The sequence below is a fragment of the Shewanella sp. YQ_9 genome, from assembly GCF_043103185.1.
Classification (GTDB): domain Bacteria; phylum Pseudomonadota; class Gammaproteobacteria; order Enterobacterales; family Shewanellaceae; genus Shewanella; species Shewanella algae.
Window position 1 is genome coordinate 1 of sequence record NZ_JBICJO010000055.1, and the last position, 24,943, is coordinate 24,943.

Genomic DNA, 24,943 nt, shown 5'->3' on the forward strand with positions numbered 1-24,943 from the left:
GGTGATGGTCTCGCCGACGGCGAGAAACTGCACCAGGCTGTTGGCAATGTCATAGCTCCAGCCGGCGTTGTCGACACTGAAGCCTGCTGCCAGAGCATCCTGGGTGGCTTGATCCAGGGCGCCGCCGCTCCAGAGTACATCGCCGTTATAGCTGCTGCCGACGCTGTGGCTGTCGTTGATATCGACATCGGTGAAGCTCAAATCGCCGCTGTCGCTGAGCATCCCGGCCAGCACATCGACATCCTCGGTGACCGCGCCGCTCATGTCGATGCTCAGCACCGGCGCATCATTGGTGCCGGTGATGGTCAGAGTGACGGGTTGTGAATCACTGGCGCCAAAGGCATCGGTGACTGTCAGTGTGAAGCTCAAGGTGATGGTTTCGCCGACGGCGAGAAACTGCACCAGGCTGTTGGCGATATCATAGCTCCAGCCGGAGTTGTCGGCACTGAAGCCAGCAGCCAGGACATCCTGGGTGGCTTGATCCAGGGCGCCGCCGCTCCAGCTCGCATCGCCATTGTAGCTGCTGCTGACAACATGGCTGTCACCAATATCCACATCGGTGAAGCTCAAGCTGCCGCTGTCACTGAGCATACCATTGATGACATCAACATCTTCAGTAATGCTGCCGCTGCTATCAGCGCTGAGAATAGGTGCGTCATTGGTGCCTATGATGGTAATAGTGACCAGTTGTTCGGCGCTGGCGCCATACTCATCTGTCACTGTGACAGTGAAGGTTTCAGTGCGAATATCGCCTTCCAGTAAACCATCAACGGTGGCGTTATCGAGCTGATAATTCCAGGCGCCGGTGGCGGCATCAACACTGAAGCTGCCAAGTGGGCTGTCGGCACTGCCAGACCAAGTCAGATCTGCGCCGTTATCCACATCGCTGGCACTGAGCTGGCCACTGACACCCGGAGTTCCGGGATCGACGCTGCTATCGTCAAATTGACCGGCTTCACGCACAGTGCCGTCGGCATCGCCCTCGCCAGGAGGGTTAATTATCGGGCCATCGTTGGTGCCATTGATAGTCAGAGTGACTAGCTGTGAATCACTGGCGCCAAAGGCATCGGTGACTGTTAGTGTGAAGCTCAAGGTGATGGTTTCGCCGACTGCGAGGAACTGCACCAGGCTGTTGGCAATGTCATAGCTCCAACCAGAGTTGTCGGCACTGAAGCCGGCAGCCAGGGCATCCTGGGTGGCTTGATCCAGGGCGCCGCCGCTCCAGCTTACATCGCCATTGTAGCTGCTGCTGACAACATGGCTGTCACCAATATCCACATCGGTGAAGCTCAGGCTGCCGCTGTCGCTGAGCATGCCATTGATGACATCGGCATCCTCGGTGAGACTGCCGCTGCTATCGGCGCTGAGAATGGGGGCGTCATTGGTACCTATGATGGTAATAGTGACCAATTGCTCGGCGCTGGCGCCAAACTCATCCGTTACAGTAACAGAGAAGGTTTCGGTGCGAATTTCGCCTTCCAGCAGGTCGTCGGCTGCAGCGTTATCGAGCTGATAATTCCAGGCGCCGGTGGCGGCATCTATGCTGAAGCTGCCAAGTGGGCTGTCGGCACTGCCGGACCAAATAAGCACGGCACCATTATCCACATCGCTGGCGCTGAGTTGGCCACTGACACCCGGGGTACCTGGGTCTATGCTGCCGTCATCGAACTGGCCGGCTTCTCGCACAGCACCATCGGCCTCACCCGGCTGGGGTGTGCTGATCACAGGCACATCGTTGGTGCCAGTGATAGTGATAGTCAAGGTCTGGACGCTGGTATCACCATCGGCATCGGTCAGCAGATAGGAGAAGACTTCCGTCAGGGATTCTCCCTGAGCGAGCGCCTGAACAGCTTGTGCTGCAGAATTGATTTGATAGTTGTAACTGCCATCGGCATTAAGGGTCAGCAGGCCGTAGCTGCCTGAAACCTGGCTTTGATTGGATACGGCATTATCAAGGTTGCCGCCACTGCCAGCGGCTGTTACCTGTGCGGTATCACCGCCCTGAACATCGTTATCGAGCAGATTGCCGCTAATGGCCAGTAGTGAGTCTTCATCTACACTGTTGATGTCGTCCTGACCGCTTGGAGCGTCATCCAGTACCGAGATGGTAAGGGTATTACCGACACTGTTTCCTTCTAGATCGGTCAATATCAGGTTGAAAGCCTGGGAGAAGTCATCACTTGAGCTGTGGTCAACCGCGGAATTGAGGGTAAAGCTATAGCTGATATTGCCGTTTATCAGGTCAACGGCGTTGATGGTGAGCACGCCGTATTCGGTATTGATACTGACAGGGCCATTAAAAACTCCGCCCGAGACAATGGCAACCCCATCCAGGGTTAAGCTTGCAACGCCGGCCGCGGCACTAAAGCTCAAGTTACCGGTTTGGGTCAAGGCGGCGGGTGATGGAGTGGTTCCTGTTGGCAGGTTGGCATCTGAGAGTGTGACAGCGCCGCTAGTGAGCGTGGGGCCTGTCAGGGGAAGGTCCTCAAGCAGTATTTCTTCTTGAGTGGTAATGGCGGTTTGGTCAAAGCCACTGGTGTCGTAGCCTGCGCTGGCCAATAACTCAGACCCGTCCCTGTCTACGGCAACATAGCCGAAATCACCTTGGTTACCGGCTGTCCCGGCCCCGGCTGCGGTAGCAGGCAGATTTGCAGTAGGGTCGTCACCTGCAAGTATCTGAGCCTGCAGTGCGGCTATCTCGGCATCGACTCCACTGTTGGCGAATTGGGCGACATCTGCGGCCGTGCTATCCGGCTGAGGTTGAGCGCTGGGCTGCGCATTTTGCTCTGTCAGCCTTGTACCATCGGCATATTCGATAGTGAAGGTATCGTTTGCGGTGAAGATGATCTCTTCACCATTGCGGATGAGATCCCCGATACTCAAATCGCGGATATTGCCATTTTCGTCCTTGGCCTTGAGTTGCCCAACCAAATTGGTGACAACCGCGTCTTGCTTACTGATTGCGACGCCCATAACTCATACTCCTTTGCACGCAAATACTGACGGCAAGGTCACTCTGTGCCCACGAGCGTCAGCTAAAGGTATTAATTATTAAGTCTGGGGTTGAAACTGAGGCTGTCAAATATGTGACATTGATCGCGGTTGGAAGGTTGTTAAGAGACAATTTGTCCGCTTTGGAGAATCTATCTCGCATTCATGCGGTTACGGTATTCGTGCAGGTAATCTTGTGATGGCTAATAAAAAAGCCACTAAATAAGTGGCTTTTTTATTACGAAAAGGTCTAGCGATTAGTCGCTCTTGGCGGCTTGCTTGTAGCTATTGAAAGCCCCTTGATGATCGGCCAACTGCTCTTGAAGTCTGGCCAAGGCCAGCCAGTATTCCTTACGGGGCAGTAAGTGACACAAGCGTTCCCATGCGGCTCGGGCCAGACTGAATTCACGGCAGAGTTCATGAATTTGGGCCATGCAGTGTTGGTAGTCGGCATGGTTCTCTAGCTTGGGTTCCAAGTTCTTCAGCAGTTTCAGGGTTTCACTGTCCTGGGCTTCAAAAATCTTCGGCAAAACTTCAAGTACAGAGGCGCAAGGTTCCTTCTTTAGCGCCTTGTTCAGTAGTTTCAGGGCTTCGTCACGGCGGTTGAAACCGGCAAGCCCCAAGGCATATTGTGCCATATTGGCTTGTTGGCTGCGTTCCTGGCGGCTAAGCCAGTGCCAACACTTTTCCAGTTCCTGCTCGCTGCGAAGGGCTGCTTGGGCCAGCAAAGCATTATTTACCCTCTGGTTCAGGAGCTCGTATTCCTCATTATCCAGGATCTGCTTTTTGCGCAGCGCCGGCAGTAACAGTTTCAGAGCCTGCCAGTCAAGCTGGCTCTGGTAAAGCTCTAGTGCCAGTTGCAGTACCGGAGCCTTGCTCTTGCTGCTGGGTTGCAGTTTGTCCAACTGCTCGCGGGCCTTTTCCAGCTCGCCTTGCTGCATGTAGTAGCGCACTCTGGTGGTGGTTACCGCCTGGGTCGCCAGTGGCAACTGGGCGGCCTTATTCAAGTAGTCGTCCCGCTCTTCATTCTTGAACTGTCTTTGGGCCGCTCTGGCGGCAGCCAGATAATTGAGAGCCGGCAGTTCACCGGCTTCGGCGCCTTTTTGCATCGCTTTTTCGGCCGCTGGCCAATCCTCTTCTGCCAACGCCAGTGCGCCGGTGAGCGTGTACTTGCGGGCGGCATTGCGGCGCCAGCGCCGCGGCAGGTAACGACTGCTTAATACCAGATTCAGCACAGTGACCAGTAGCCATTCCAGCAACTGCAGTAGAGCAAAGAAGATGATGAGTGCCATAACGGCAAACAGCAGATTGGTTTCCAGCTGCCAGTCCAGAAAGGCGATATAGACATAGCCTGTTTTGCCGGCAAAAAGCGGACTCAGACAGGCACCAGCCAGAATAATCACCAGATAGATGAGTACTCTTATCATAGTTCAGCCCCCGGCATGAGTTCGCCATAGGTGACCAACTGTTTGAGTTGAGCGCTGGATTCAAATTTTGTCAGATTGATGGGATCCAGTTGCAGACTGGACAAAGCATTGATTGCAGTCAGCACCTCTTCAGTGCGTGGATCGTCGAGATCGAAATATTGCTGGATCCACTTGCGGGCCATGGCCAATGACTGGCGGTAGTTGAGCTCATCATATTGATAGAGGGCCAGTTGCGACTGCAGCAGCTTATTGCGGATATTCTCGAATAAATACCATTCCTGCTGGGGAGACAGCAGCGGAGTGATATCTGAGCTTATCTTGCGGATAGTGAAGAAATCTTCCTTCAGTGCGCTCCAGGTCTTGGACAGGTTGCTCTGCCAATCACCTATGGAGTCAGACATCTTGTTTTCTGCTTCTGGCTCCATTTGCTGGCTGCCGACACGATTGAGTGGCAACTTGTCCAGCTTGGTGATAATGCCATCGAGGGTGAACACAGTACCTGCGATATCGGTATTCTTGATGGCGCTGACCGCCGCCATATCGTTGGCGAGGGCACGACGCAGAGGCATGAGTGAAGGCTCCTGCATGGCAGCAATTCGCTCATCGGCAGCCTGTAACAGGCCGGTTGCCGTTTGCGGATCTTTCTCCAGCCACAGTTTACGTCCCGCCATCCGCACCAGATATTCGGCTTCTGCCGCCATCCAATGGTTGGGGTTACGCTGTGCCAGAGTGGCGATGCGGGTTTGCATCTGCTGCTGGGCATCGCTCAGTTGTTCTATGGCACCTTGCTGCTGTTGATTTTGCTGCCGGTCGCTTCTCAGTTGCTGCTCCAGTGCCTGCAATCTGGCCTCTGGAGCTTGTTTGACTTGTTCTAGAGTGGTTGCCAGTTGCGCATTGGCGGCTTGCTGTTGCTGCAGTTGCCAAAAGAGATAAGCACCTATGGCGCAGGCCAGCAGTGCCAGCAGCAGGCTCAATAGTAGCGTCAGTCTCAGGGGCCATGAGCTGCGCTTGGCTGTCGCCGCTGGGGTTTCTTGCTCTGTGGTACCCAAGGGTTGGGTAGGCAGTGCGGGGGTATCGCTCCCGACTTCTGGCTTACTGTTATCCATTAATGCAGTCCTTTAACGCGACAATAGGGCTGGAAATCGGGAGGGGGGAAAACTAGAGCCTCAATGCCTTGAGTACGGCTTTACTGTTGGCTGCCGTGGCATCGGTCACTTGAGTTAATCCGGCGACCACGGCCTTATCTACCACCCGAATACTGGGAACTATAATATGACATGCTTGCAGCCAAGCAAAATACTCTTTTGGCAGCAGTCGGATAAGGTTCATCAGGCTCTCGGCGCTGCTGAGTACTATGGTGTCTATTCCGAAGTCTTGCCATTCCTTGACCAGTTGTACTGCATCATAGGCAGGACAGGTGCGGCGGTAGACTTCCCAGAATTGAACCGACGCCCCATATTGCTGGAGTGTTTGTCCCAGTACCTCCCGGCCACCGTTGCCGCGAATAATGACCACTTTCTTGTGTTTTACCGCTTCGGGTTGCAAACCCGGCAGGGTTAACAGGCCTTCGGTCTGTTGATTGTCATCCGGCGCTTTATGGCCCAGGATGCCATACTGTGCAAAGGCCTCGAAAGTGGCTTCGCCGACGGCAAAATATTGAATGTGTGACGGCCAGGGAGCATTGAGAGCCTGAGTACCGAAATGCACCGCATTGGTGCTGACAAACACAATGATGTCGGCATCAAGGACCTCGGCAGGGGAAATACCTTTATCCTCCATGGCCTCAACAGCCAAGAGAGGGGTCACCATAAAAGGTATGCCCCTTTCTGTCAGCGCCTGTTCCATGGCGTGATTGCGCCCCTCGGGGCGCGTCAACAACACTCTCATGGTGCCGCCTTGTTATTTGCCGTAAACGGCATCCAATATGGTTTTGGCGCCTTTGCTCAGCAGTTCTTCTGCCAGGGCGTTACCCAGGGCTACGGCCTCGTCTTGGTGACCGCTGACTTGACCTGTGATCACCTCGGAGCCATCCGGATTACCTACCAAGCCTCTGAGGCTCAGTTGTTCGCCCTGGATTTCGGCATAGGCACCAATGGGGACCTGGCAACCCCCTTCCAAACGTGTGTTCATGGCCCGTTCCGCCAGTACGCGATAGCGGGTTTCTTTATGCTCAAGCGGTGCCAACAAGGCTTTTACCCGCTCATCGTCGGTGCGACATTCGATGCCCACAGCACCCTGGCCGTTGGCCGGCAATGATTCTTCGGCGCTGATAAAGCTGGCGATACGCTCTGATAATTTCAAGCGGATAAGCCCGGCAGCAGCCAGAATGATGGCATCATATTCACCGGCATCCAGTTTACCCAGACGGGTTCCCACGTTGCCGCGCAGATCTTTGATGATAAGGTCCGGGCGACGGGCTCTGAGCTGACACTGACGACGCAGACTTGAAGTACCCACAACCGCGCCTTGAGGCAGTTCATCTATACTCTTGTAGCTGTTGGAAACGAAGGCATCACGGGGATCTTCACGTTCGCAGATCACTTCCAGCCCCAGCCCTTCGGGAAACTCAACCGGCACATCTTTCATGGAATGCACAGCGATATCCGCCTGGTCTTCCAGCATGGCGACTTCCAGCTCTTTAACGAACAGCCCCTTGCCGCCCACTTTGGCCAGAGGAGTATCCAGGATGACATCACCCTTGGTGCTCATTGGCAGCAGTTCTACTGTCAGCCCGGGGTGAATGCGTTCCAGCTCGGCTTTGACAAATTCTGCCTGCCACATGGCGAGAGGGCTTTTACGTGTTGCTATGCGAATGCGATTTTCTGACATGCCAATCTTTTCCGTGAGAGTACGTTAAATGCGCCAATGCTAACATTGCCCATTGGAGAATGGCACCGAACGCTGCTCAATCTTTGAAGTGGGCACGTTAAATTTTCGCCAAATAGTGTGATCTTGATCTCATTACTTGCCTGCTACCTTAAAAGTGTTAGCATGATCATCTAACTGGTTCAGGGATAGTGAAATTCGGATGATCGAGCGTCAGCGACAATACGCCGAATACGCCGAGCGCCTCAATCGAGTGCGTTTGGCCCGTGCTCAGGCGCTGTTTTCCCCACTGCAAAGGCATCTGTTTAACCTGATCCCTCTGTTGTTGCATCAGCATCACAACCGCTTGCCCGGATACAACGGCCCCATGACGCCCTGCGGTATCAAGGGGTTCCAACACTCAGTCGAGCTCAAAGAATCGCTCGCTACTCTCAAGTTGCCACTGCTCGAAGACTCACAGCATGCCAGTCCTGTACTGGAAGGGGTTTACGTAATGGGCAGCACCGCCAGTTTTGGCCAGAACCCCAAGAGTGATGTAGATGTCTGGTTGGTCTATGACGCCGGGCTAACCCAGGAGGAAGTGGAACTGCTGCGGGAGAAGAGCCTAAAACTCACCCGCTGGTTTGCCGGCTTTCAATTCGAGGTGAACTTTTATCTGGTACACCCGCGGCAGTTTTGCCGTGATGACACTTGCTATCAGGACGCCGAATGGGAGCTATTGGGGCATGAACACAGCGGCAGCGCCCAGCATTGGTTGCTGTTGGAAGAGTTCTATCGCAGCCATATCCGCCTGGCCGGCAAGACAGTCGCCTGGTGGCCCAATGCCCAACCCTGTAATGACTTTCTGTTCCTTGGTGATGTGCACCAACTGCCGGCCAATGAGTATTTTGGTGCCTCTTTATGGCAGCTCTATAAAGGTCTGGACAAGCCGCACAAGGCCCTGCTCAAGGTGCTGCTGCTGGAAGCCTATGCCAGTAATTATCCACAAACCAATCTGGTCAGCGAATGGGTGTGGTTGAGAACTCTGGCCGGTGACTTTTCCAACGCCAACGATGCCTATCTGCTCCTGTATCAATATATCGAATCTTATCTGCTTAAAGTGGGAGACGAGCGTCGGCTGGAGATAGTGCGCCGCTGCTTTTACCTCAAATGTGGTATCAGGCTCAGTGATGTCGAGCAGTGTCACGATTGGCGCTACCACAAGCTCAAGCAGTTGGTTGAACAGTGGGAATGGCCCCAGAGCCTGCTGACCACCCTGGATGATTGTGAACACTGGCACAGTGGCCAGTTGCAGTGGTTCAACGCCCAGCTCAACGAGTTGATGTTGGCCAGCTACCAGACCCTGCTGCATTTCGCTTCGACCCACAGGCTGAGCGAGTACTTTAAAGTGGAAGATTTGGGGCTGCTGACCCGTAAGCTGCACACCTATTTCAGTGAGGACAAGCAGCAGATACTGCGGCTCAACCGGCTTTGGAGTCAGTCGCTGGCAGAGCCGAATCTGACTATAGTCCGCAGCGAGCAGGATGGTCGTTGTCATCTCTATCGTCTGTCACCGGAGCCGCGGCAGTTTATGGGCGAAGTGGCCATCTATCAGGCAGATAATGCCGCCTCCTTGATGATTTGGGCTTGTCTCAATGGGGTGGCCACTGTCAATAGCCGCTGGTTTGAATACGGCGCGGGTCGTCTGCGGTGCCGGCGTCTTAACCAGGTGGCCGAACGGCTACTGCCTTATACCGAAGACAAGAAGTGGCGGGTGTCGAAACTGGATCTGTGCCAGCCTTGGCACTATCGCAAGTTGGTGTGGATCCTCAATCTGGAGCAGGACCCCAGCGAGCATTGGCAGGGCCAGACCTTGATGCTGGAACTCATGGGCAGCAACCTGCTGGCGACAGGAAAACCGGCAGCCAGTTTGCTGGGATCGGTGCAACTGATGAGCCTCAACTCCTGGGGCGAATGGCATTGTCACAGCTTTGTCGGTGAGCAGGCGCTATTGGAGGCCATCGCCTTTGCCACTCCAGGTATGAGAAGAGCGCCACAACAGGTGGCCTTCGATGTCGTCAGTGCTTCGCAAAAGCTGCAGTCCCAGCTGGAACAAACTGTCGTGGATATTCTCAAGCAGGTGCACCGACTGATAAAAGATGCCTGTCCGTCAAAGACCCTGGTGCAGCCACTGCAACTGGGTGAAAAGAAATATGGCCTGTTTTTCGATGCCAAGGGCATGAGTTACCGGGATCTCAGCGATGTGAAGTCCCTCTATCGTCAGTTGGCTAGGGGCGAGTTACAGAGTTTGCCAAGACCCGAGCTTGCCGACGACCCTTGGGTCAAGGTGCCTGAGGTTATCCAAAATTATGCGGTGAAAGGGGTGATACAGTATTTTCTGCGCAGCCGGGAAGACGAGTTGGATGTGTTCGTACTGGATGAAGGAAATGGCTTGAGCCACTATGTGCACAGCAATCCGGATGTCAGTGAATTGGTGAATACTGTTACCCAGCATTACGCCTTTGGCGAAGTCCTGAGCCTTAAAAATCACTTCAACTTTCCGCAGTTTTTCCGCCTGGTGCGCCAGAGCGGTAATCTGGATGTGGTGCCTTTCGGGGTCACGGCAAGGGCGGCGCAGACAGAGTTCTGACCGCCCCTAAATCATCAGAACGACAGCTCTATTCCGCCCTGGCGGCTGATGGACTCTCTGACGAAGGGCATAAACTCGCCGCCATTGCGCTCATCTATCCATTTTCCATCGACATAGCCAAAGTGATAACCGCCGAAACGGGTTGCTACCCAGATCTGGTGCAGCGGCTCCTGCTTGTTGATCACGATTTTGGAGCTGTCGGCGAACTCGAGTTGCAGCACATTGCCTGAAGCGTCGATATCAACATCGGCATCCTGCTCATCGATTGCATTCTCAATTGCGGTTTCTATCCGGTCGAACATTTCATCGGCGAGCTGATGATATTCGGTATCTGTCATTGCCATGGAATATCTGTCCTTTGCTTTCATCAAGATGAATGCGATTATAAGGCTAATGTAATCCTGCTGCCCAGATGTTGAGTAAAATGAGACTGTTTTTATCCCTGATGCTTGCTAGCCTGTTGCTGCTTGGTTGTGGTCAAAAAGGCGCGCTATACAAGAGCCCGGATCTGCCGGACAACCAATCCCAGGCGGAACAAACCGAGCAACCCCAGCAATCGACAGAGGAAAACTAATTGGATCATTTTCAGTATCAAGCTCAGGCTCTGTATGCCGAAGACTGTGCCGTGGCCGATTTGGCGGCTCAATATGGTACGCCTTTGTATGTCTATTCGCGGGCGACACTGGAGCGCCATTGGCATGCCTTTGACAGAGCCGTGGCCTCTCATCCGCACCTTATCTGCTATGCGGTCAAGGCCAACTCCAATCTGGCGGTGCTCAATGTGTTGGCGCGCCTTGGCAGTGGCTTTGATATTGTCTCAGGCGGAGAACTGACCCGGGTAATCACCGCAGGTGGCGATCCGGCCAAGGTGGTGTTTTCCGGTGTTGGCAAGACAGCGGCGGAAATGAAACTGGCACTGGAGTTGGGCATATATTGCTTCAATGTTGAATCCCGCGCCGAGCTTGAACTGCTCAACGAAGTGGCAGGCTCTTTGGGTAAACAGGCGCCGGTTTCCTTGCGGATCAACCCGGATGTGGATGCCGGTACTCACCCCTATATCTCCACTGGCCTGAAAGAAAACAAGTTCGGTATCGCCATGGATGAAGCCGAGGAAGCTTTCCTGCAGGTGCAATCCTTGCCGCACCTGGCCATCAAGGGCGCCGACTGCCATATCGGCTCACAGCTTACTGAACTCAGGCCGTTTCTTGATGCCATGGACAGAATGCTGGCATTGATCGATAGGCTGGCAGAAAAAGGCATAGTGATTGAGCATCTGGACGTGGGCGGTGGCCTGGGGGTCACTTATGATGAAGAAACCCCGCCACAACCGGACAAGTATGCCGCCGCATTGCTCGAGCGTCTGGGTGAACGACCACTGAAGCTAATTTTCGAACCGGGCAGGGCGATTGCCGCCAATGCCGGGATCTTTGTCACTCAGGTGCTGTTCCAGAAAGAGAATGCCGGCAAGCATTTTGCGATAGTGGACGGTGCCATGAATGACCTTATCCGCCCGTCACTCTACAGCGCCTGGCAGCAGATTATCCCGGTGCAGCCAAGAGAGGGTGAAAGCCGGGAATACGACATAGTCGGCCCAGTGTGTGAAACCGGGGATTTTCTGGGTAAATCGCGCGCCTTGGTGCTGCAAGCCCACGACCTGCTGGCGGTGCGTTCCAGCGGTGCTTATGGCTTTGTGATGTCCTCCAACTACAACACCCGTCCGCGAGCGGCTGAAGTCATGGTCGATGGCAGTGAACATTATCTGGTGCGTGAACGGGAAAAGCTGGAACAACTGTGGCAAGGTGAGCACTTGCTGCCGTAAACTAGTGTGAGTACTTTCCCGCTGTAGGCGTTGGAACCTAGGAGTAATCTTGATCCACTTCACTAAGATGCATGGTCTGGGCAACGACTTTATGGTCGTCGATGGCGTGACTCAGAATGTGTACTTTTCGCCGGAGCAGATCCGGCGCCTGGCCGACCGCAACTTCGGTATCGGTTTCGATCAACTGCTGCTGGTCGAGCCGCCCTATGATCCGGATCTGGACTTTCATTATCGTATCTTCAATGCCGATGGCAGCGAGGTCGAACAGTGCGGCAACGGCGCCCGCTGCTTTGCCCGCTTTGTTCGCAACAAGGGCCTGACCCAGAAATACAAGATCAAGGTCAGCACCTCATCCGGCAAGATGACCCTGCGACTGGAGCGCGATGGCAATGTCACCGTCAATATGGGCGTACCTATCTTGGATCCGGCGCGGATCCCCTTCAAGGCCAAAAAGGCCGAAAAGACCTACCTTTTGCCAACCGAAGGGCAAACCTTCCTCTGCGGTGCAGTCTCCATGGGTAACCCCCACTGTGTGCTGGAAGTCGAGGATGTGGCTGCCACAGATGTCGATGTTATTGGCGCGCAGCTGACCAATCACGAACGCTTCCCCAAAGGGGTCAATGTCGGCTTTATGCAGGTGCTCAACAAGGGCCATATCAAGCTCAGGGTTTATGAGCGCGGCGCCGCCGAAACCCTGGCCTGTGGCAGTGGTGCCTGTGCGGCTGCAGTGGTGGGCCAATTGCAGGGCAAGCTGGGCAACACTGTGCAGGTCGACCTGCCCGGCGGCACCCTGACAATCAAATGGGACGGTGAGGGCAAGCCGTTGTGGATGACAGGCCCGGCCGAACAGGTATACGACGGACAGATACAGATATGACAGACGCCAAAGCTAAGCTCAATCCACCTTTTGATGAGCAGATCATCCGTGAATATCTGTTGGATAACCCGGAGTTTTTCTGTCGTCACCCCGAGCTGCTGTTGGCTATGCGTCTGCCCCACGGCGAGCGTGGCACTGTTTCTCTGGTAGAGCGGCGGCAGGAGCTACTGCGCAGCCGGGTACAGCAGCTGGAAGAGGAGATCACCGCGCTGCTTGGCATGGCCAGCCGCAATGAGAAAATCTTCCGCTTCAACACTCAGCTTTCATTGAAGTTACTCGATTGCGAAGATATGGGCGAGCTTAGGCAGGTGCTGTGCGCCGAGCTTAAAGAAGCCTTTAACTTCAGCCATGTACGCCTGATTACCGTGCATGATATCGACTCAGAACTCTCGGCCATCTGGCGTAAGCGCCTGCAGCACGGCTATTACTTTGGTCGCTTGACCAAGGAGGAGTCCAAGCGTTTGTTCGGCTCTGAAGTCGGCTCAGTGTCACTGGCACGGCTGTCGGAACAAAATGGCCAGGTGATCTTTGCTATCGCCAGTGCCGATGTGACTCACTTCCATCCGGAGATGGACAATATGCTGCTGGATCAGTTGCGGCAGCTGTTGGACCATCTGCTGCCCAAGCTCTGATGGCCGTTAAACAGGATTCTCCCTGGCTTGGCCGCTTCGAGCGCCATCTCAGTGCCGAGCGGCAGCTGTCTCCTTACACAGCCCGCAACTATCTGCGCGAACTGCAACGGGTTGCCGGGCTGCTGCCGCAGGATATTGACTGGGACCAGGTAACTGATCCCCTGTTGAGTGCTGTGTTGGCCAAGTTACATCGTCAGGGTCTCAGCCCCCGCTCTTTGTCTCTGTGCCTGTCGGCGGTCAAGCAGTTCTACGAATTTCTGCTGCTCGAAGAGTTGGTCAAGAGTAATCCCGCCCGGCAACTGAGCGCCCCAAAACAGAATAAGCCGCTGCCCAAGAATCTCGACGCCGATAGCATCAGTCATCTGCTGGATATTGAGGTGACAGATCCCCTCAGTGCCCGTGACAAGGCGATGATGGAGCTGTGTTACTCCTCAGGGCTGCGTCTGGCCGAGTTGGCCTCGTTGGATGTGCCGCAACTGGATTTCGCCCAGCAGCAAATCAAGGTGATGGGTAAAGGTGGCAAGGAACGGCTGCTGCCTGTGGGCTCGGTCGCCATTGCCGCATTGCAACAATGGCTGGATTACCGCCGGGATATTCCTTGTGAAGATCAGGCGCTGTTCGTGACCGCCAAGGGCAAGCGCTTGGCGCATCGCAGTATTCAGGCGCGCATGGCGCGCTGGGGGCAGGAACAGGTGTTATCCGCCAGGGTGCATCCCCACAAGCTCAGGCATTCCTTCGCGACCCATATGCTTGAGTCCAGCGGCGACTTGCGGGCGGTGCAGGAGCTGCTGGGACACGCCAATCTGGCGACCACCCAAATATATACCAGTCTGGACTTTCAGCATCTGGCCAAGGTGTATGACGGCGCTCACCCCAGAGCCAAAAAGGACAAATGATGCAGGTGTTTCTTCGCCCCGGCGCTATCGAAGCCATCAGTTTTGATCTTGACGATACCCTCTATGATAACCGGCCAATTATCGCCGCCGCCGAAGGCGCATTGCTCGAGTGGCTGGCCAAAGAGTTCCCCCGGAGCGGTAATTGGCAGGCCGCAGACTGGCGGGCGTTGAAGCGCCAGCTCTTGTTGCAGCAAGCCGAGCTGACCCATGACACCAGTGCCGCGCGATTGGCGCTATTGCAAACCGGGCTGGAGATGCTGGGATATGATAAGCACAAGGCAAAGCTGGGCGCGAAAGCGGGTCTGGCCTTGTTCCTTGAGCGGCGCAGTGACTTTAAGGTATCAAAGGAAGTGCTCGCCTTACTTTCGCAATTGGCTGAGCGTTTTCGCCTGGTCGGGATCACCAATGGCAATGTGGATGCCGGCAGAATTGGCCTGGGAGAGATGTTTGAGTTTGTGCTGCATCCGGGCAATGGTATCAGACGTAAACCCTGGGGGGATATGTTCCAGTTGGCCGCCGAGCGCCTGGCCTTACCCTCTGAGGCGCTGCTGCATGTCGGTGACCACCCGCTGACAGATGTCGAAGGTGCCCGTAAGGCCGGCTGTCAGGCTGCCTGGCTCAATCCGGCGTTTGCCGGTGATAACTGCAGAGCAGCCAACACCCTGCTGCCTCACATTCGGCTCCATTCTCTGAGTGAATTGGCACTTCTATTGTGATTTTGTTGCGTTTTTGTGTTTTCTGAGTAGATTGGCTGCGCCCGGCCGGGCTGTAACCATCTCTATGGATAAGAAGAAAATGACAAAACGACTCGCCATACTACTGCTTACATCTTTTTTGGGGCTCAGTGCTTGCTCCATCAAACAACAGGTCGATCCTGTGGCACTGCATCAAGATGCAGGCCTCTGTATTCTGGAAAACCCACAGGTCAGGGAAGGTTTCTTGCAGGAAGTGGAGAAGGTGCTGCGTGAAAAACAGATACGCTATCGACTGGTTCAAGAGTTAAACGCCGCCGATCAATGTGATTGGACTGCAACCTACAGTGCGAATTGGGCATGGGACTTGGCACTTTATATGGTATACGCCGAGATTAAGGTGTATCACCAGGGTAGACTCGATGGTCAGGCTATCTATGATGCTCGGATGGGTGGAGCCAATATGAACAAGTTCATTGATGCCGAACCTAAGATCCGTGAACTGATCAATCAATTGATCCAACAGAAACAGGCGCGTGTTTCCTGGGCACAGCCACTGACTCTGGCTCCCTGAAACAATTTCTCACCATTAAAGCGTGCATCAAAGCGCGCTTTTTTAGTTTCTTATCATTTTTTTAACATCGACTTGGTGCTAGTGTATAGCTCCTTGCCGTTGCCGCCTGAGGTTTAACCTATGCCATCCCGAATAATCATGCTGTTGTTGTTGCTGTTGAGCCTGCCGGTCTCAGCACACGAGCTGCATGCGGATGGTGGTTTCTGGGATGGTTTCAATCACCCTGTATTGGGGTTCGATCATCTGTTGGCCATGCTCAGTGTCGGTATTCTCAGTACCCAGTTGGGGCGCAGTGCCATCTGGTCTGTACCTTTGGCATTTCTGTTTTTCATGACCCTGGGCGCGGTTGCCGGTATGTCACTCATGCCGATCCCTTTTGTTGAATCGGGTATTGCCCTGTCGGTATTGCTGCTGGGGCTTGCCATTGCGCTCAACCGTGAGATGCCCATCTCTTTTGCCATGGCCTTTGTCGGCGTCTTTGCCTTGTTTCACGGTCATGCTCACGGCGTTGAAATGCCTGAGTTGGCCAGGCCAAGCATTTATGCCATGGGCTTTTTGTTGGGAACGGCGGCCATTCATGTTGCCGGGGTGATCATCGGCAGTTTGATAAACCCGGATGGCAAGCGCAAACGTGTGGTGCAACTCATGGGCTCGGCTATCGCCCTAGTGGGAAGCTATTTGACTCTGGAACTCTGGCTGGCTTGAATACTGTGTCTCTGTTTGCGTCTTAGCATGCGTTTCACCTGCGCCGGACTGGCGCGCATATCGGCATCTCCGACCCTGATATAGGTGCCGCCAATCGCTTCTGTCCCCAGATAGACGGGCTGCTGACTGTAGTCGGCTTGGGGAACCCGAAAGCGGATCAACTGCTTACCGGCCAGTTCTATCAGCTGAATGTCGGCCGGGCCAAGAATATTGGCGCTGATCTTTTGTGAATTGTTGAGTATCTTCCAGGCTTCATCGATAAGGGGCCTGGGTTCGGCTATTCCTTCGATAAAAAACTCGCCCTTTTCCTCCCTGACACCAAGAATGATCTCGCCGCCATTGGTATTGGCAAAGGCGCTGTAGCTTTCCCACAGCGCCAGCGGTAGCGCACCCTTGCCATGGCGTCCGGCGGCGAGCTTGAACTCCACCGCGGCGGACTCACGCAGATTTTCAATATCGTCCAGAATGAAACCTGTAGCCGGCATGACTGACTCCTTGTTTACTGCTGTTACTGCAGTTGTAGCAAGTCAGCCAGGATTTGAACAGCCCTCAGTCCACCAGTGCCAGGGCTTTGGGAAACAAGAGGTTATTTTCCAGGTGGATGTGGCGGTGCAGATCGGCTTCAAACTCGGCCAGGGTGGCATAACATACCCGCCAGGTAGTGCAGGCATGCTCAGGGGCCTGGTAGTGATTGGTCAACTGCTGCAGCTTGGCCAGAATTTGCCCTGCCTCATCATGCTCATATTCCATTGCCCGGATAGGATTGCCTATATGGCCGAAACAGGCGTTGAACTCTTGCCCTTGACTCAGGGCACGAATGGCCGGAAACAGTATCTGTTCCTCTTTTTGCAGGTGGGGCAAGAGGTCATCCATCAGGGCGCGGATCCAACCGGCCAAGGGTTTGATCTCTTCATAATGCTCACCGTGGGCTCGCACCATCTTCTGGGCATATTCCAGCAGCAGCGGTGCGGTATCGCGTATGTACTTGTGGTGGGTCGCTTCGATATGCTCGATAAGCTCACCAAGTGGCAATTTGGCCAAGGCATCGTCCGGCGTGCCCTCTGCGGCCAGTTGGCTCAGGGCGTGCAACACCTCGGTGGGCTCGGCGCCGGCTCGCTCGCAGGCCGATGCCAGTGAACGGCCACCGCCACAGCAAAAGTCGATACCAAAACGGCTGAAAACATGGGCGTTACGGAAGTCTTCGGCGACCAGTTCGCCGACTCTGCGTTCGAGGGAGATTTGCGCTGACATAGGATGCTCTCTGTATTATCAATTTACATGCATAATAAAAGCATCTTTAATTTTAGCCAAGCTTAGGCCAATAAAACTTGACTGTTTTGCTTGGTTAATCACATTTTGCAGGCAAACCTGATAGAGCCTCAGGGGGCGTCCGTGAGGTAGTTTATCTGATTCAGCCACTGAGCCGCCGTCGTCTGGTACTCTCCCTGGTTGATCGCTTTAAGCAAGGTTTTGGCTTGTTGTAACTGCCCGGCTTCGTAGTGGCTCAGGGCCAGCAACAGCTGCCAGTAGCGGTTATCTGCATCTTGCTGCTGTAGCTGTGACAACAGTTGTTGTGCCAGCGGCCATTGCCCCAGGCTGTAAGCCAATTGTGCCCGCAGCGGCAAGGATTTCTGTCCTTGGGTTTGGCTTGATTTCTGCAGCAGGCTCAGCGCCTTGTCTCTTTGACGCGACAACAGATAGGCCTGAGATAACAGCGGCTTATAGCTGGAGTGTTGTGCCAGTGCCTCGCTGTGTTGCTCCAGCAGATCTGCCGCTCGGCCGGGGGCCTGATGCAGCATCAATAACTGTGCCAGCAGTGGAATACTGCGTGTGGGCAACTGCCCGGCCTTGTATGCCGAGCTGAGGACATTGAGCGATTCCTGCTCTTGCCCCTGTTGCTGCAGGTTATGGCCCAGGCGTTCCCAATAGAGGGGGCGATCCGGATAGGCGGCGATCATCTGCCTCAACAGTTGCTCTTCTTCCGGCAAACGCTGCTGCCTTTGATACAGGGACTGCAGAAAGTGTTGCCGGGTTTCGGTGACTTCCCAATCCAGTGCCAGACGCATCTGCTCAGTGGCCTTTGGTAGCTGCTGCAACTGAAATGCGGCGTAGGAGGCCAGCGAGTACATGGTGGCAAATTCAGTGGCGCCGGGTTTGAGTTCTTGTTCCTGTTGTTGCTCTTGGAGATTGGCCGCCAGTTGCAGCCATTGCTTGCTGTATTCCAGGCTTTGGCGGTATTCGCTTTGCTGGTAGTTCAGTTGGGCACCCAGCTTATAGAGATCCCGTTGCTGCAATGCCGTGACGGGTAAAGCCAGCAACAGCCGGGTTTGCTGCGCGGCGCACTGATAGTCCTTGAGGTTGATGCAGGCCTGCAGATGCAGGTAGGCCGCCATCTGCTGCTCACTGTCGCTGCCTTCGGCATACTGACGCTGAAAGCTTTCAATCGCCTTGAGCGCCGCAGCAGGATCCCGCTGCAATTGAAACTGCAGTTGCTGATAACGTTGCAGTGCATTGCTCGCCAGCAGCGGCGCGCTGAACAGAATGCAGCAAAACAACAGGCTATTTTTCAAGTTCATATCTGATCACTATCCGTTGCCATTGGGTCTGCATGGGCGCCGCAAAGCGCCACCTGAGCACGGCTCTGGAAGCCGAGCGGTAAAACACGCCGCTGGGGGTTTCATCCACCAACTTGATATCTTCCACTCTGCCCTCCGGGTTGATCGCCAAATCCAGGGTCACCTGTCCTTCAATGCCCCGCTGTTTGGCCTGCAGCGGGTATTCGGGCGGCATTTGAAACACCACCTGCGCCATGGCGATACTGGCCTGCATGGTACTGCCGGGGGCGCTGCCGCTTTGGCTGAAATTCAGCGTAGGTGGCTGGATTTGCTGAATATCATCCGGCGTCGGCCACAGGGGATCCGGCACAGGAATACCTGTGTTGGCATCCAGTGCGCTGAGATCCAGTGTCATGGGCGGAGGTGGTGGCGAGGATGTCAGCGGCGCCGAGCTGAGGCGCACCTCAGGTAAGGGCTCTTGCGGTTTGCTATCTTGCCGCTCGGGAAAGTAGACTCCGCCCAATGTGACCCGTTTAACTGGTGCTGTGCTTTGGCTCAGAGTCAGGGCATAGATCAGGCTGGCCAACGCCAAATTGATCAGTATGGCACTGGTGAAAATCAGTCCTGTTTGGCTAGCTGGGGTCTTGGGTTGCGACGGCCACATTATTGACTCCTGCGATGCGTACTTTGTCGACCACTTCGATGAGCTTGCCGCTGGTGACATGCTTATCCACTTCGATAATGGCCGAACTCTGTTCTGAACTTGCCAGCGTGTGTTTCAGCCGGGCGGGCAGTTCAACCGCCTTGACGGCTTGCTGCTCCAGCCAGATCACATTGTGTTTGTCTATGCTGATTAAGATGGCGCGCTTATCCTGATTGTCTTGTACCTGAGCTGTGGGGCGTTCCAGCTCCAGCGACTGGGTTTTCTGAAATGACGCCGATAAAATAAAGAAGATCAATAGAATAAATACCACGTCAATCAAGGGAGTTAGATCGACATTGGCTTCTGTGCCCTGATCATCTGTATGTTTGAATTGCATCTTTTACTCCGAAAATGTCCGGCGTAGCTCCGCCAGCAACCGCTGATTGCTCTGCTTGAGCTGATAGGCCAGATAGAGCCCGGACAAGGAGGTCACCAAACCGGCCAATGTGGTCAGCAGTGCCGAGCTGATCCCGGATGACAGCTGTTTTTGGACATCGAGTTGCCCAAGCTCGGCAAAACTACTGATCATCCCATCTACAGTGCCCAAGAGCCCCAGCAGCGGCAGTATCTTTATCAGTGAATCTATCCAGTCGAGTCCGCCGCTTAAATTCAGGGCGGCGCGGCTGAGAAAGGCCTGTTGCAGCTGTGTCTTTTGCCAGAGGTCATAGCGCGCTAGCTTGGGATTCAAGTGGCGGGCATCATCCAGCCAGCAGGGGCTCAGTCGGCGAATACGGCTAAAGCCCTTAAGCAGCAGATACCACATCAGGCAAGAGAGCAGCAGTATCAGCCAAACAATGACGCCGGCCTGCAGCACAAAGTCATAGAAAGTGCTCATTGCCCGGGGTTACCTGTGTCACCAAAGCGCTGCAATACCACCAGGGCGGCCGCTTCCTGCTCAAGCATCTGGGTCAGTTGCCGACTCTGGCTCTTGACTGCGCAGTGCAGCAACAGCAGCGGAATGGCTGTCATCAGTCCCAGCTGGGTGGTCAGCAGTGCCTCGGCAATGCCACCCGAGAGCAGCTCTGTGTTGTTGCTGCCGAAACGGGTGATCACATCGAAAGTTTCAATCATGCCGCCAACCGTGCCCAGAAGCCCCAGCAGCGGCGGGATCCCCGCCAATACCGCCAGGGTGCCAGTACCACGGGTCAGGCGGGGGACTTCGCTGAGTACGGCGGCGTTGAGCCGCGCTTCGAGTTGCTCCTCGGGGCAATCGGTTGCCGCCAACATCACCCGGCCGAGGGCATTGTCACTCTGCACTTGCTGACTGGCCTGCTGTTGGGTCAGCCGCCGTTTTTCGCGGCGCAGTATCCACAGGCGGTTCAGGGCTATGCCTAAGGCTATCAGGGCTATCAGGCCGATAAAGACGCCGACTATTCCTGCCGGTTTGAGCTTGTCGAACCAGCCGTTACCGTTTGCCGCCTGTTGCAGCAACTTGCCAAATGAGGGGTCGAGCCAGACACTCCCCTGGGTGGGCGATAGCTTTGGCTGCTCAGCCAGCAGTTGCCAGCTTTGCTGCGCCGGCAAGTAGCGTACCCAGCCTTTGTCGCTGAGGGCATTGAAAGGCCCATATTCGGTGACATTCAATAGCACTGGGGTGCCATCGGCATTGAGGCCTTCGCTGCTTTGAACTATGGGTTTGGCTGCCAATACGCTTTGTTCTGTCAATGCGGTCCAAAGCGCCTGCAGTCGCTGCAGGCCAAGTTGGTCAGTGGGTATCTCAGCGAGGCCGCTGCTGTCGTGGCGCCATAGGCTGTGGGGTGCCACTGTGGTGAGCAGCAACTGCTCATGTTCCTGGATGGCGCGAAACACCCCGTCGAGACTGGCTTTCTCGGCGTTGAGCTGAGCCTGTTTGTCCTTGAGGCTTTGCTGCAGTGCCAGCAGTTGGTCTTCAAGTTCCAGGTTATTTGCCTGAGTCCGGGTGAGTTGCTGCTGCAGTTTCTTATGGTTGCTGCGCACCTGCTCCAGGCTCTGACGGCTCTGATTCTCTTGCCGCTCGGCGGCCGCTTGTTCCTGGCGACTGCCACTGCGAACCTGCTCAAGCACCTGTTGCAGACTTTCGGCCTGGCAGGGGAGGGACAATGAGAGCGACAACATCGATAGCGACCACAGTAATGCGGGACGCATCATGCTCTGGCGAGTGCTGGAAGACAAAAAGCTCATGATGCCTCCGCTATCAGAGGCAGTTGCAGCAGTGCCGGTATGCCATCTCCGGAGGCGACTCGGATGGCAGCGGCGACATTGCCAAGCTGCTCAGGCGCCAGCGCCTGCCAATTATCTCCCTGCCAGCGGCCACCGGCCTTGCCATCCAGGGTAAGGAAAAAGTACCCCAGGCGCCCGGCGCGCAGAAAATTCACCAGCCGACCGTCGCCGAGTTTGCCCTGCCAGCTCTCCACACTGTAGCCGTAGCTGAGCTCCACCTGGTAGGCATCCAACAGCCGGGTCAGTTTCTCGCCCTGGTTCAGCTCGGCGCTTTGCAGCAAGAGTTGCAAATTATCGAGACGCTGCTGCCGTTCCTGCTGCTGAAATGGCAGATCGGCCCGCTCCAGTTGCGTGAGCGACAGCAGCATTTCGTCCATCATCGGGGCCAGCTGCATCCGGGTCTGGCGCAGTTGCCGGCGCTGCTCGCCCAGCTCCTCCAGAGAAGATTGCAGCTGCCCTATCTGCTGTTGCAACTGCTTTTGGTAATGGCTGGCCAGTTGGATTTCATGCTTGAGTTGGCGGCTTTCCTGGATCAGGGATTGCTGCTCATCATCGAGTTTTTCTATGGCTTGCTGGGCTTGTTGGCTGGCCTTTAATCCCTGACGGTCGGCCCTGTGGATCTCGTTGAGGTCACTCGGCGTGGCCGCCACCTGTAATACCCAGGCGGCCAAGACAGATACTGCTGTTTTAGTAAACATCTGAATGAAAATATTTTTTTGTCTGGAATGCTGTGGTTTTGCGCACATCATCACCAGAATGTTGACATGATTTGAGACATTATCAGCAAATAGTAATGATAACAATTGTCATTTGTATTTGATCAAGTTATTTTGGCCAACCTCACACTTTAGTGGTGCGGGTTCAACTCCGGCATCGCTGTTTTTTAACAATAAAGGGATTGAGGATGAAGAAACACGCGGCTGTAGTCTGTGGTCTGGCATTGATGCCGGTAGCTCAGGCGCAACAGGTTGATGTGGCTGATCAACAGGAGATAATCGTCAGAGAGCAGGCCGACAATGGCCTGACCCAACATGAAACCCTGACCCGGGAAGATATCAAAAAACGCCCAACCGGTGACGGTAACCTGACCGACTTGCTCAGGTCCAATCCGGCGGTGCAGTTTTCCAACAGCGCCAACAGCAGTCTGAATCAGGGGGAGATCAAACCCGCCGACATTTCCATTCACGGCAGCAATGCCTATCAAAATGCCTTCCTGCTCGATGGCATGAGCATCAACAACGACCTGGATCCGGTCGATGGCAGCGTGGTCACCAACGCCCGTCTGTCCAGCGACGAGCAGGGTTTGTATGTCGACAGCCGCCTGATAGACAGCGTGACCCTTTATGATGCCAATATTCCGGTGGAATTCGGTGGCTTTACCGGTGGGGTAGTGGATGCCACAACCCGCAGTTGGCAAGGGGAAACTGCCGCCAGCGTCTATTTCCGCCAAACGGATGCCAGTTGGAACAAGGTGCATATAGATGACAAATTGCAGTTTGACTCGGCCAATAATGACCTGTCACAACCGGCCAGATTCCAGACGGATTACAGCAAGCGCAACTATGGCCTGAGCTTTGAAACCGGCATTACCGACGACTTGGGTTTTGTGGCTTCGGTTTCCCGGCGTGAGTCGAAAATCCCCATGATGAATGTACCTGCTACCGCAGTGGGACTGGATGCCAACGGTGAGCTGGTGGCCTTCAAGACAGGCGGCGGCCTCAAGCATCAACGGCGCACCTCAGACAATCTGTTCAGCAAGTTTACCTGGTACGCTTCACCACGCACCACGGCGCATCTGTCGCTGGCCTATTCGGCCTATGAGGCGGACATGTTCTTCAACGGGGTGGCCAATTCAGACTACCGCGATGAACACAAGGGCTACAGTTCTACCCTGGAGATAGAGCACGGCTTTGACGCTTCGACACTGGAGTTGTCGCTCAACTATAACCGCATGACAGACAAGCGTGCCGGCGAGCAGACTTACTGGGTGCAATTGATGGACTGGCAGAGCAATCGCTCCTACTCCTCCGGAGGCCCGGGCGATCTGGACTCTACCCAGGAAACCAGTACCGCCAAGTTGAAGTGGAAATGGGATCCCCTCAAATGGGCCGGTATGAGCCACACCTTTACCCTGGGGGGCGAAGCCAGTTACACCGACGCCGAGTTCAACCGGGACAAGACTTACTACCGCAACAACTACGACGGCAGCCTGGAAATGATGGGCTGGTCACAACTGCGTCTCGATGCCTTCCTTGAAGGCCGATACAAGAGCACTCACAGCCAGTATGCCCTCTATGTTGAAGATGTGATCAACTGGGGCGATTTCAGCTTCAGGCCTGGTCTGCGGCTGGATCACGACGGCTTTGTCAATCGCAATAATCTGGCTCCGAGACTCAGCAGCAGCTGGAACCTGTTTGGCGACGGCAACACCCTGCTGACCGCCGGGGCCAACCGTTACTATGGTCGCTCCATGTTGACTTATGCTCTCTACAGCGGCCAAAACGGTGGCCTGGTGCATTGCTACTTTGACTGTAAACCCAACTCTGCCGACAACGACTGGATGCCGACCCGGGATTATGAGGGGATGGAAGACCTGCAAACGCCCTATAACGACGAGTTTACTGCCGGTGTTCAACAGATTTGGGGCAACAGCATCTGGAAGCTGAACTATGTGCACCGCAACGGCCGTGATGAAGTGCGCAGTCGTTATAAGTATCCCGGCACTGATGACTATGAACAGCGCGCCATTCGAACCTTCGACAACAGCGGCAGCACCAGCCATGACAGCGTGATCTTCACCCTGATGAATCGGGAAACCCTTCAATTTTGGGGCGCAAACCACCAGGCCAAATTCTCGGTCGCCTGGCAGGAAACCAAGAGCAACACCCCAAAAGATCAGGGTTACAGCTATTTCGAATCCGGTCTCAATGTGGATGCCGACAAGGTTTGGTATGACGGCAAGGTCATTGCTGCGGCCGATTTACCGGCCACTGACTTCAATGCGCCCTGGAAGATAGATCTGGAGCTGACCCACGAGTTCGATGACTACGGCCTCACCTGGTATAACCTGCTGCATTGGACCTCCAGCCGTGAGCAGGCCAGTCGCGATCAGAACGGTTATTTCCGCGATCCCGATACCGGCAAGGATCTGGTTAAGTACGCCAAAGTGGATTACGCCTCGACCTTCCGTTGGGATACCAAGCTGCAATGGCAGCCCGAGTTTGCCAAGGGCGCCTCTGTGTCGGTGGAGATCTACAACCTGCTCAACCGCAAAAATGCCAACGACTCCTTTGTTTACCAGGATCAGCTCTATTTCAACTATGAGCCGGGACGTCAGTTCTGGTTGCAGTTGAACTACGAATACTAAGCTGACTCTTCGGCGGGCGGCCCAGCGGCCGCCCGTTGCTATTGATGGATT

Annotated in this window: 24 protein-coding genes; 10 read left to right on the forward strand and 14 right to left on the reverse strand. The window is 54.9% G+C overall.

The genetic code is table 11. From position 1 onward, the window contains the following. The 5 genes from ACF8D4_RS14690 to hemC form a co-directional block, all read right to left on the reverse strand. A partial coding sequence (locus ACF8D4_RS14690; protein ID WP_392468804.1) for a retention module-containing protein occupies nt 1-2,973 on the reverse strand: 2,973 nt, incomplete at its 3' end. 275 nt (nt 2,974-3,248) lie between these two features. Next, nucleotides 3,249-4,418 (reverse strand): heme biosynthesis HemY N-terminal domain-containing protein, encoded by a 1,170-nt coding sequence (locus ACF8D4_RS14695; protein WP_101058342.1) that lies wholly within the window; start codon nt 4,416-4,418, stop codon nt 3,249-3,251. Further along, nucleotides 4,415-5,524: a uroporphyrinogen-III C-methyltransferase gene (locus ACF8D4_RS14700; RefSeq protein WP_052678653.1), complete on the reverse strand. Its 1,110-nt coding sequence runs from the start codon at nt 5,522-5,524 to the stop codon at nt 4,415-4,417. Before ACF8D4_RS14700 ends, ACF8D4_RS14695 begins: the two co-directional genes overlap by 4 nt. Nucleotides 5,525-5,576: 52 nt before the next feature. Continuing rightward, nucleotides 5,577-6,305 carry a uroporphyrinogen-III synthase gene (locus ACF8D4_RS14705; protein WP_144131764.1) on the reverse strand — a complete coding sequence of 243 codons (729 nt, stop codon included), beginning with the start codon at nt 6,303-6,305 and terminating at the stop codon, nt 5,577-5,579. Nucleotides 6,306-6,317: 12 nt separating this feature from the next. Beyond that, nucleotides 6,318-7,247: a hydroxymethylbilane synthase gene (hemC, locus tag ACF8D4_RS14710; protein WP_025011358.1), complete on the reverse strand. Its 930-nt coding sequence runs from the start codon at nt 7,245-7,247 to the stop codon at nt 6,318-6,320. 202 nt (nt 7,248-7,449) lie between these two features. On the opposite strand from hemC, the gene ACF8D4_RS14715 reads away from it, so the two are divergent. Next, complete coding sequence (locus tag ACF8D4_RS14715; RefSeq protein WP_025011357.1) at nt 7,450-9,873, forward strand: class I adenylate cyclase; 2,424 nt, start codon at nt 7,450-7,452, stop codon at nt 9,871-9,873. Between the two features lie 14 nt (nt 9,874-9,887). On the opposite strand, the gene cyaY is transcribed toward ACF8D4_RS14715, so the two are convergent. Next, on the reverse strand, nt 9,888-10,217 hold the full coding sequence (cyaY, locus tag ACF8D4_RS14720) for an iron donor protein CyaY (RefSeq protein WP_025011356.1): 330 nt from the start codon (nt 10,215-10,217) through the stop codon (nt 9,888-9,890). Between the two features lie 80 nt (nt 10,218-10,297). Here cyaY and ACF8D4_RS14725 point away from each other — a divergent pair, with 80 nt between their 5' ends. From ACF8D4_RS14725 to ACF8D4_RS14760, 8 genes are all read left to right on the forward strand, one after another. Further along, entirely contained in the window at nt 10,298-10,447 is a 150-nt protein-coding gene (locus tag ACF8D4_RS14725) for a lipoprotein (protein ID WP_162887842.1), read from the forward strand. Next, nucleotides 10,448-11,692 (forward strand): diaminopimelate decarboxylase, encoded by a 1,245-nt coding sequence (lysA, locus tag ACF8D4_RS14730; RefSeq protein ID WP_071238619.1) that lies wholly within the window; start codon nt 10,448-10,450, stop codon nt 11,690-11,692. A gap of 49 nt (nt 11,693-11,741) precedes the next feature. After that, nucleotides 11,742-12,569 carry a diaminopimelate epimerase gene (gene dapF, locus ACF8D4_RS14735; RefSeq protein ID WP_025889830.1) on the forward strand — a complete coding sequence of 276 codons (828 nt, stop codon included), beginning with the start codon at nt 11,742-11,744 and terminating at the stop codon, nt 12,567-12,569. Next, nucleotides 12,566-13,201, forward strand: a complete 636-nt coding sequence (locus tag ACF8D4_RS14740) for a DUF484 family protein (protein WP_025011355.1) — start codon at nt 12,566-12,568, stop codon at nt 13,199-13,201. Before dapF ends, ACF8D4_RS14740 begins: the two co-directional genes overlap by 4 nt. After that, entirely contained in the window at nt 13,201-14,097 is an 897-nt protein-coding gene (xerC, locus tag ACF8D4_RS14745) for a tyrosine recombinase XerC (RefSeq protein ID WP_107110699.1), read from the forward strand. Before ACF8D4_RS14740 ends, xerC begins: the two co-directional genes overlap by 1 nt. Further along, nucleotides 14,097-14,813: an HAD-IA family hydrolase gene (locus ACF8D4_RS14750; protein ID WP_335902727.1), complete on the forward strand. Its 717-nt coding sequence runs from the start codon at nt 14,097-14,099 to the stop codon at nt 14,811-14,813. The genes xerC and ACF8D4_RS14750 overlap by 1 nt, the downstream gene beginning before the upstream one ends. Nucleotides 14,814-14,892: 79 nt before the next feature. Next, nucleotides 14,893-15,363, forward strand: coding sequence for an Sbal_3080 family lipoprotein (locus ACF8D4_RS14755; protein WP_025889827.1), 471 nt, complete (start codon nt 14,893-14,895; stop codon nt 15,361-15,363). A gap of 120 nt (nt 15,364-15,483) precedes the next feature. Beyond that, on the forward strand, nt 15,484-16,068 hold the full coding sequence (locus ACF8D4_RS14760) for a HupE/UreJ family protein (protein WP_028781404.1): 585 nt from the start codon (nt 15,484-15,486) through the stop codon (nt 16,066-16,068). On the opposite strand, the gene ACF8D4_RS14765 is transcribed toward ACF8D4_RS14760, so the two are convergent. The 8 genes from ACF8D4_RS14765 to ACF8D4_RS14800 all read right to left on the reverse strand — a co-directional run bounded on the left by ACF8D4_RS14765 (nt 16,038) and on the right by ACF8D4_RS14800 (nt 22,223). Next, nucleotides 16,038-16,553: a helix-turn-helix domain-containing protein gene (locus tag ACF8D4_RS14765; protein ID WP_025011350.1), complete on the reverse strand. Its 516-nt coding sequence runs from the start codon at nt 16,551-16,553 to the stop codon at nt 16,038-16,040. The genes ACF8D4_RS14760 and ACF8D4_RS14765 overlap by 31 nt on opposite strands. Before the next feature lie 64 nt (nt 16,554-16,617). After that, complete coding sequence (gene ric / locus ACF8D4_RS14770; RefSeq protein WP_096141166.1) at nt 16,618-17,319, reverse strand: iron-sulfur cluster repair di-iron protein; 702 nt, start codon at nt 17,317-17,319, stop codon at nt 16,618-16,620. A gap of 128 nt (nt 17,320-17,447) precedes the next feature. Next, the gene (locus ACF8D4_RS14775; RefSeq protein WP_335902723.1) at nt 17,448-18,644 is read right to left on the reverse strand and encodes a hypothetical protein; all 1,197 of its coding nucleotides are present in this window, start codon (nt 18,642-18,644) and stop codon (nt 17,448-17,450) included. Next, nucleotides 18,628-19,287, reverse strand: a complete 660-nt coding sequence (locus ACF8D4_RS14780) for an energy transducer TonB (RefSeq protein WP_335902722.1) — start codon at nt 19,285-19,287, stop codon at nt 18,628-18,630. Before ACF8D4_RS14780 ends, ACF8D4_RS14775 begins: the two co-directional genes overlap by 17 nt. Then, on the reverse strand, nt 19,256-19,663 hold the full coding sequence (locus ACF8D4_RS14785; RefSeq protein WP_025011347.1) for a biopolymer transporter ExbD: 408 nt from the start codon (nt 19,661-19,663) through the stop codon (nt 19,256-19,258). The genes ACF8D4_RS14780 and ACF8D4_RS14785 overlap by 32 nt, the downstream gene beginning before the upstream one ends. A 3-nt stretch (nt 19,664-19,666) precedes the next feature. Further along, nucleotides 19,667-20,161 carry a MotA/TolQ/ExbB proton channel family protein gene (locus tag ACF8D4_RS14790; protein ID WP_335902721.1) on the reverse strand — a complete coding sequence of 165 codons (495 nt, stop codon included), beginning with the start codon at nt 20,159-20,161 and terminating at the stop codon, nt 19,667-19,669. Continuing rightward, a complete protein-coding gene (locus ACF8D4_RS14795; RefSeq protein WP_335902720.1) occupies nt 20,158-21,486 on the reverse strand; it encodes a MotA/TolQ/ExbB proton channel family protein in 1,329 nt (442 codons plus the stop codon). Before ACF8D4_RS14795 ends, ACF8D4_RS14790 begins: the two co-directional genes overlap by 4 nt. Further along, nucleotides 21,483-22,223: a DUF3450 domain-containing protein gene (locus ACF8D4_RS14800; protein WP_392468813.1), complete on the reverse strand. Its 741-nt coding sequence runs from the start codon at nt 22,221-22,223 to the stop codon at nt 21,483-21,485. The genes ACF8D4_RS14795 and ACF8D4_RS14800 overlap by 4 nt, the downstream gene beginning before the upstream one ends. A gap of 206 nt (nt 22,224-22,429) precedes the next feature. On the opposite strand from ACF8D4_RS14800, the gene ACF8D4_RS14805 reads away from it, so the two are divergent. Next, nucleotides 22,430-24,892 carry a TonB-dependent receptor plug domain-containing protein gene (locus ACF8D4_RS14805; RefSeq protein WP_335902719.1) on the forward strand — a complete coding sequence of 821 codons (2,463 nt, stop codon included), beginning with the start codon at nt 22,430-22,432 and terminating at the stop codon, nt 24,890-24,892. The last annotated feature ends 51 nt before the right edge of the window (nt 24,893-24,943 follow it).

Bases quoted from the DNA above. Each gene is read 5' to 3' on its own strand.
- ACF8D4_RS14740 (WP_025011355.1), top strand. From the start codon at position 12,566: ATGACAGACGCCAAAGCTAAGCTCAATCCACCTTTTGATGAGCAGATC.
- ACF8D4_RS14705 (WP_144131764.1), bottom strand. From the start codon at position 6,305: ATGAGAGTGTTGTTGACGCGCCCCGAGGGGCGCAATCACGCCATGGAA.
- ACF8D4_RS14750 (WP_335902727.1), top strand. From the start codon at position 14,097: ATGCAGGTGTTTCTTCGCCCCGGCGCTATCGAAGCCATCAGTTTTGAT.
- ACF8D4_RS14800 (WP_392468813.1), bottom strand. From the start codon at position 22,223: ATGTTTACTAAAACAGCAGTATCTGTCTTGGCCGCCTGGGTATTACAG.
- ACF8D4_RS14795 (WP_335902720.1), bottom strand. From the start codon at position 21,486: ATGAGCTTTTTGTCTTCCAGCACTCGCCAGAGCATGATGCGTCCCGCA.
- ACF8D4_RS14790 (WP_335902721.1), bottom strand. From the start codon at position 20,161: ATGAGCACTTTCTATGACTTTGTGCTGCAGGCCGGCGTCATTGTTTGG.
- ACF8D4_RS14805 (WP_335902719.1), top strand. From the start codon at position 22,430: ATGAAGAAACACGCGGCTGTAGTCTGTGGTCTGGCATTGATGCCGGTA.
- ACF8D4_RS14760 (WP_028781404.1), top strand. From the start codon at position 15,484: ATGCCATCCCGAATAATCATGCTGTTGTTGTTGCTGTTGAGCCTGCCG.
- ACF8D4_RS14700 (WP_052678653.1), bottom strand. From the start codon at position 5,524: ATGGATAACAGTAAGCCAGAAGTCGGGAGCGATACCCCCGCACTGCCT.
- xerC (WP_107110699.1), top strand. From the start codon at position 13,201: ATGGCCGTTAAACAGGATTCTCCCTGGCTTGGCCGCTTCGAGCGCCAT.
- ACF8D4_RS14780 (WP_335902722.1), bottom strand. From the start codon at position 19,287: ATGTGGCCGTCGCAACCCAAGACCCCAGCTAGCCAAACAGGACTGATT.
- ACF8D4_RS14695 (WP_101058342.1), bottom strand. From the start codon at position 4,418: ATGATAAGAGTACTCATCTATCTGGTGATTATTCTGGCTGGTGCCTGT.
- ric (WP_096141166.1), bottom strand. From the start codon at position 17,319: ATGTCAGCGCAAATCTCCCTCGAACGCAGAGTCGGCGAACTGGTCGCC.
- cyaY (WP_025011356.1), bottom strand. From the start codon at position 10,217: ATGGCAATGACAGATACCGAATATCATCAGCTCGCCGATGAAATGTTC.
- ACF8D4_RS14755 (WP_025889827.1), top strand. From the start codon at position 14,893: ATGACAAAACGACTCGCCATACTACTGCTTACATCTTTTTTGGGGCTC.
- ACF8D4_RS14775 (WP_335902723.1), bottom strand. From the start codon at position 18,644: ATGAACTTGAAAAATAGCCTGTTGTTTTGCTGCATTCTGTTCAGCGCG.
- ACF8D4_RS14765 (WP_025011350.1), bottom strand. From the start codon at position 16,553: ATGCCGGCTACAGGTTTCATTCTGGACGATATTGAAAATCTGCGTGAG.
- ACF8D4_RS14725 (WP_162887842.1), top strand. From the start codon at position 10,298: ATGAGACTGTTTTTATCCCTGATGCTTGCTAGCCTGTTGCTGCTTGGT.
- ACF8D4_RS14785 (WP_025011347.1), bottom strand. From the start codon at position 19,663: ATGCAATTCAAACATACAGATGATCAGGGCACAGAAGCCAATGTCGAT.
- hemC (WP_025011358.1), bottom strand. From the start codon at position 7,247: ATGTCAGAAAATCGCATTCGCATAGCAACACGTAAAAGCCCTCTCGCC.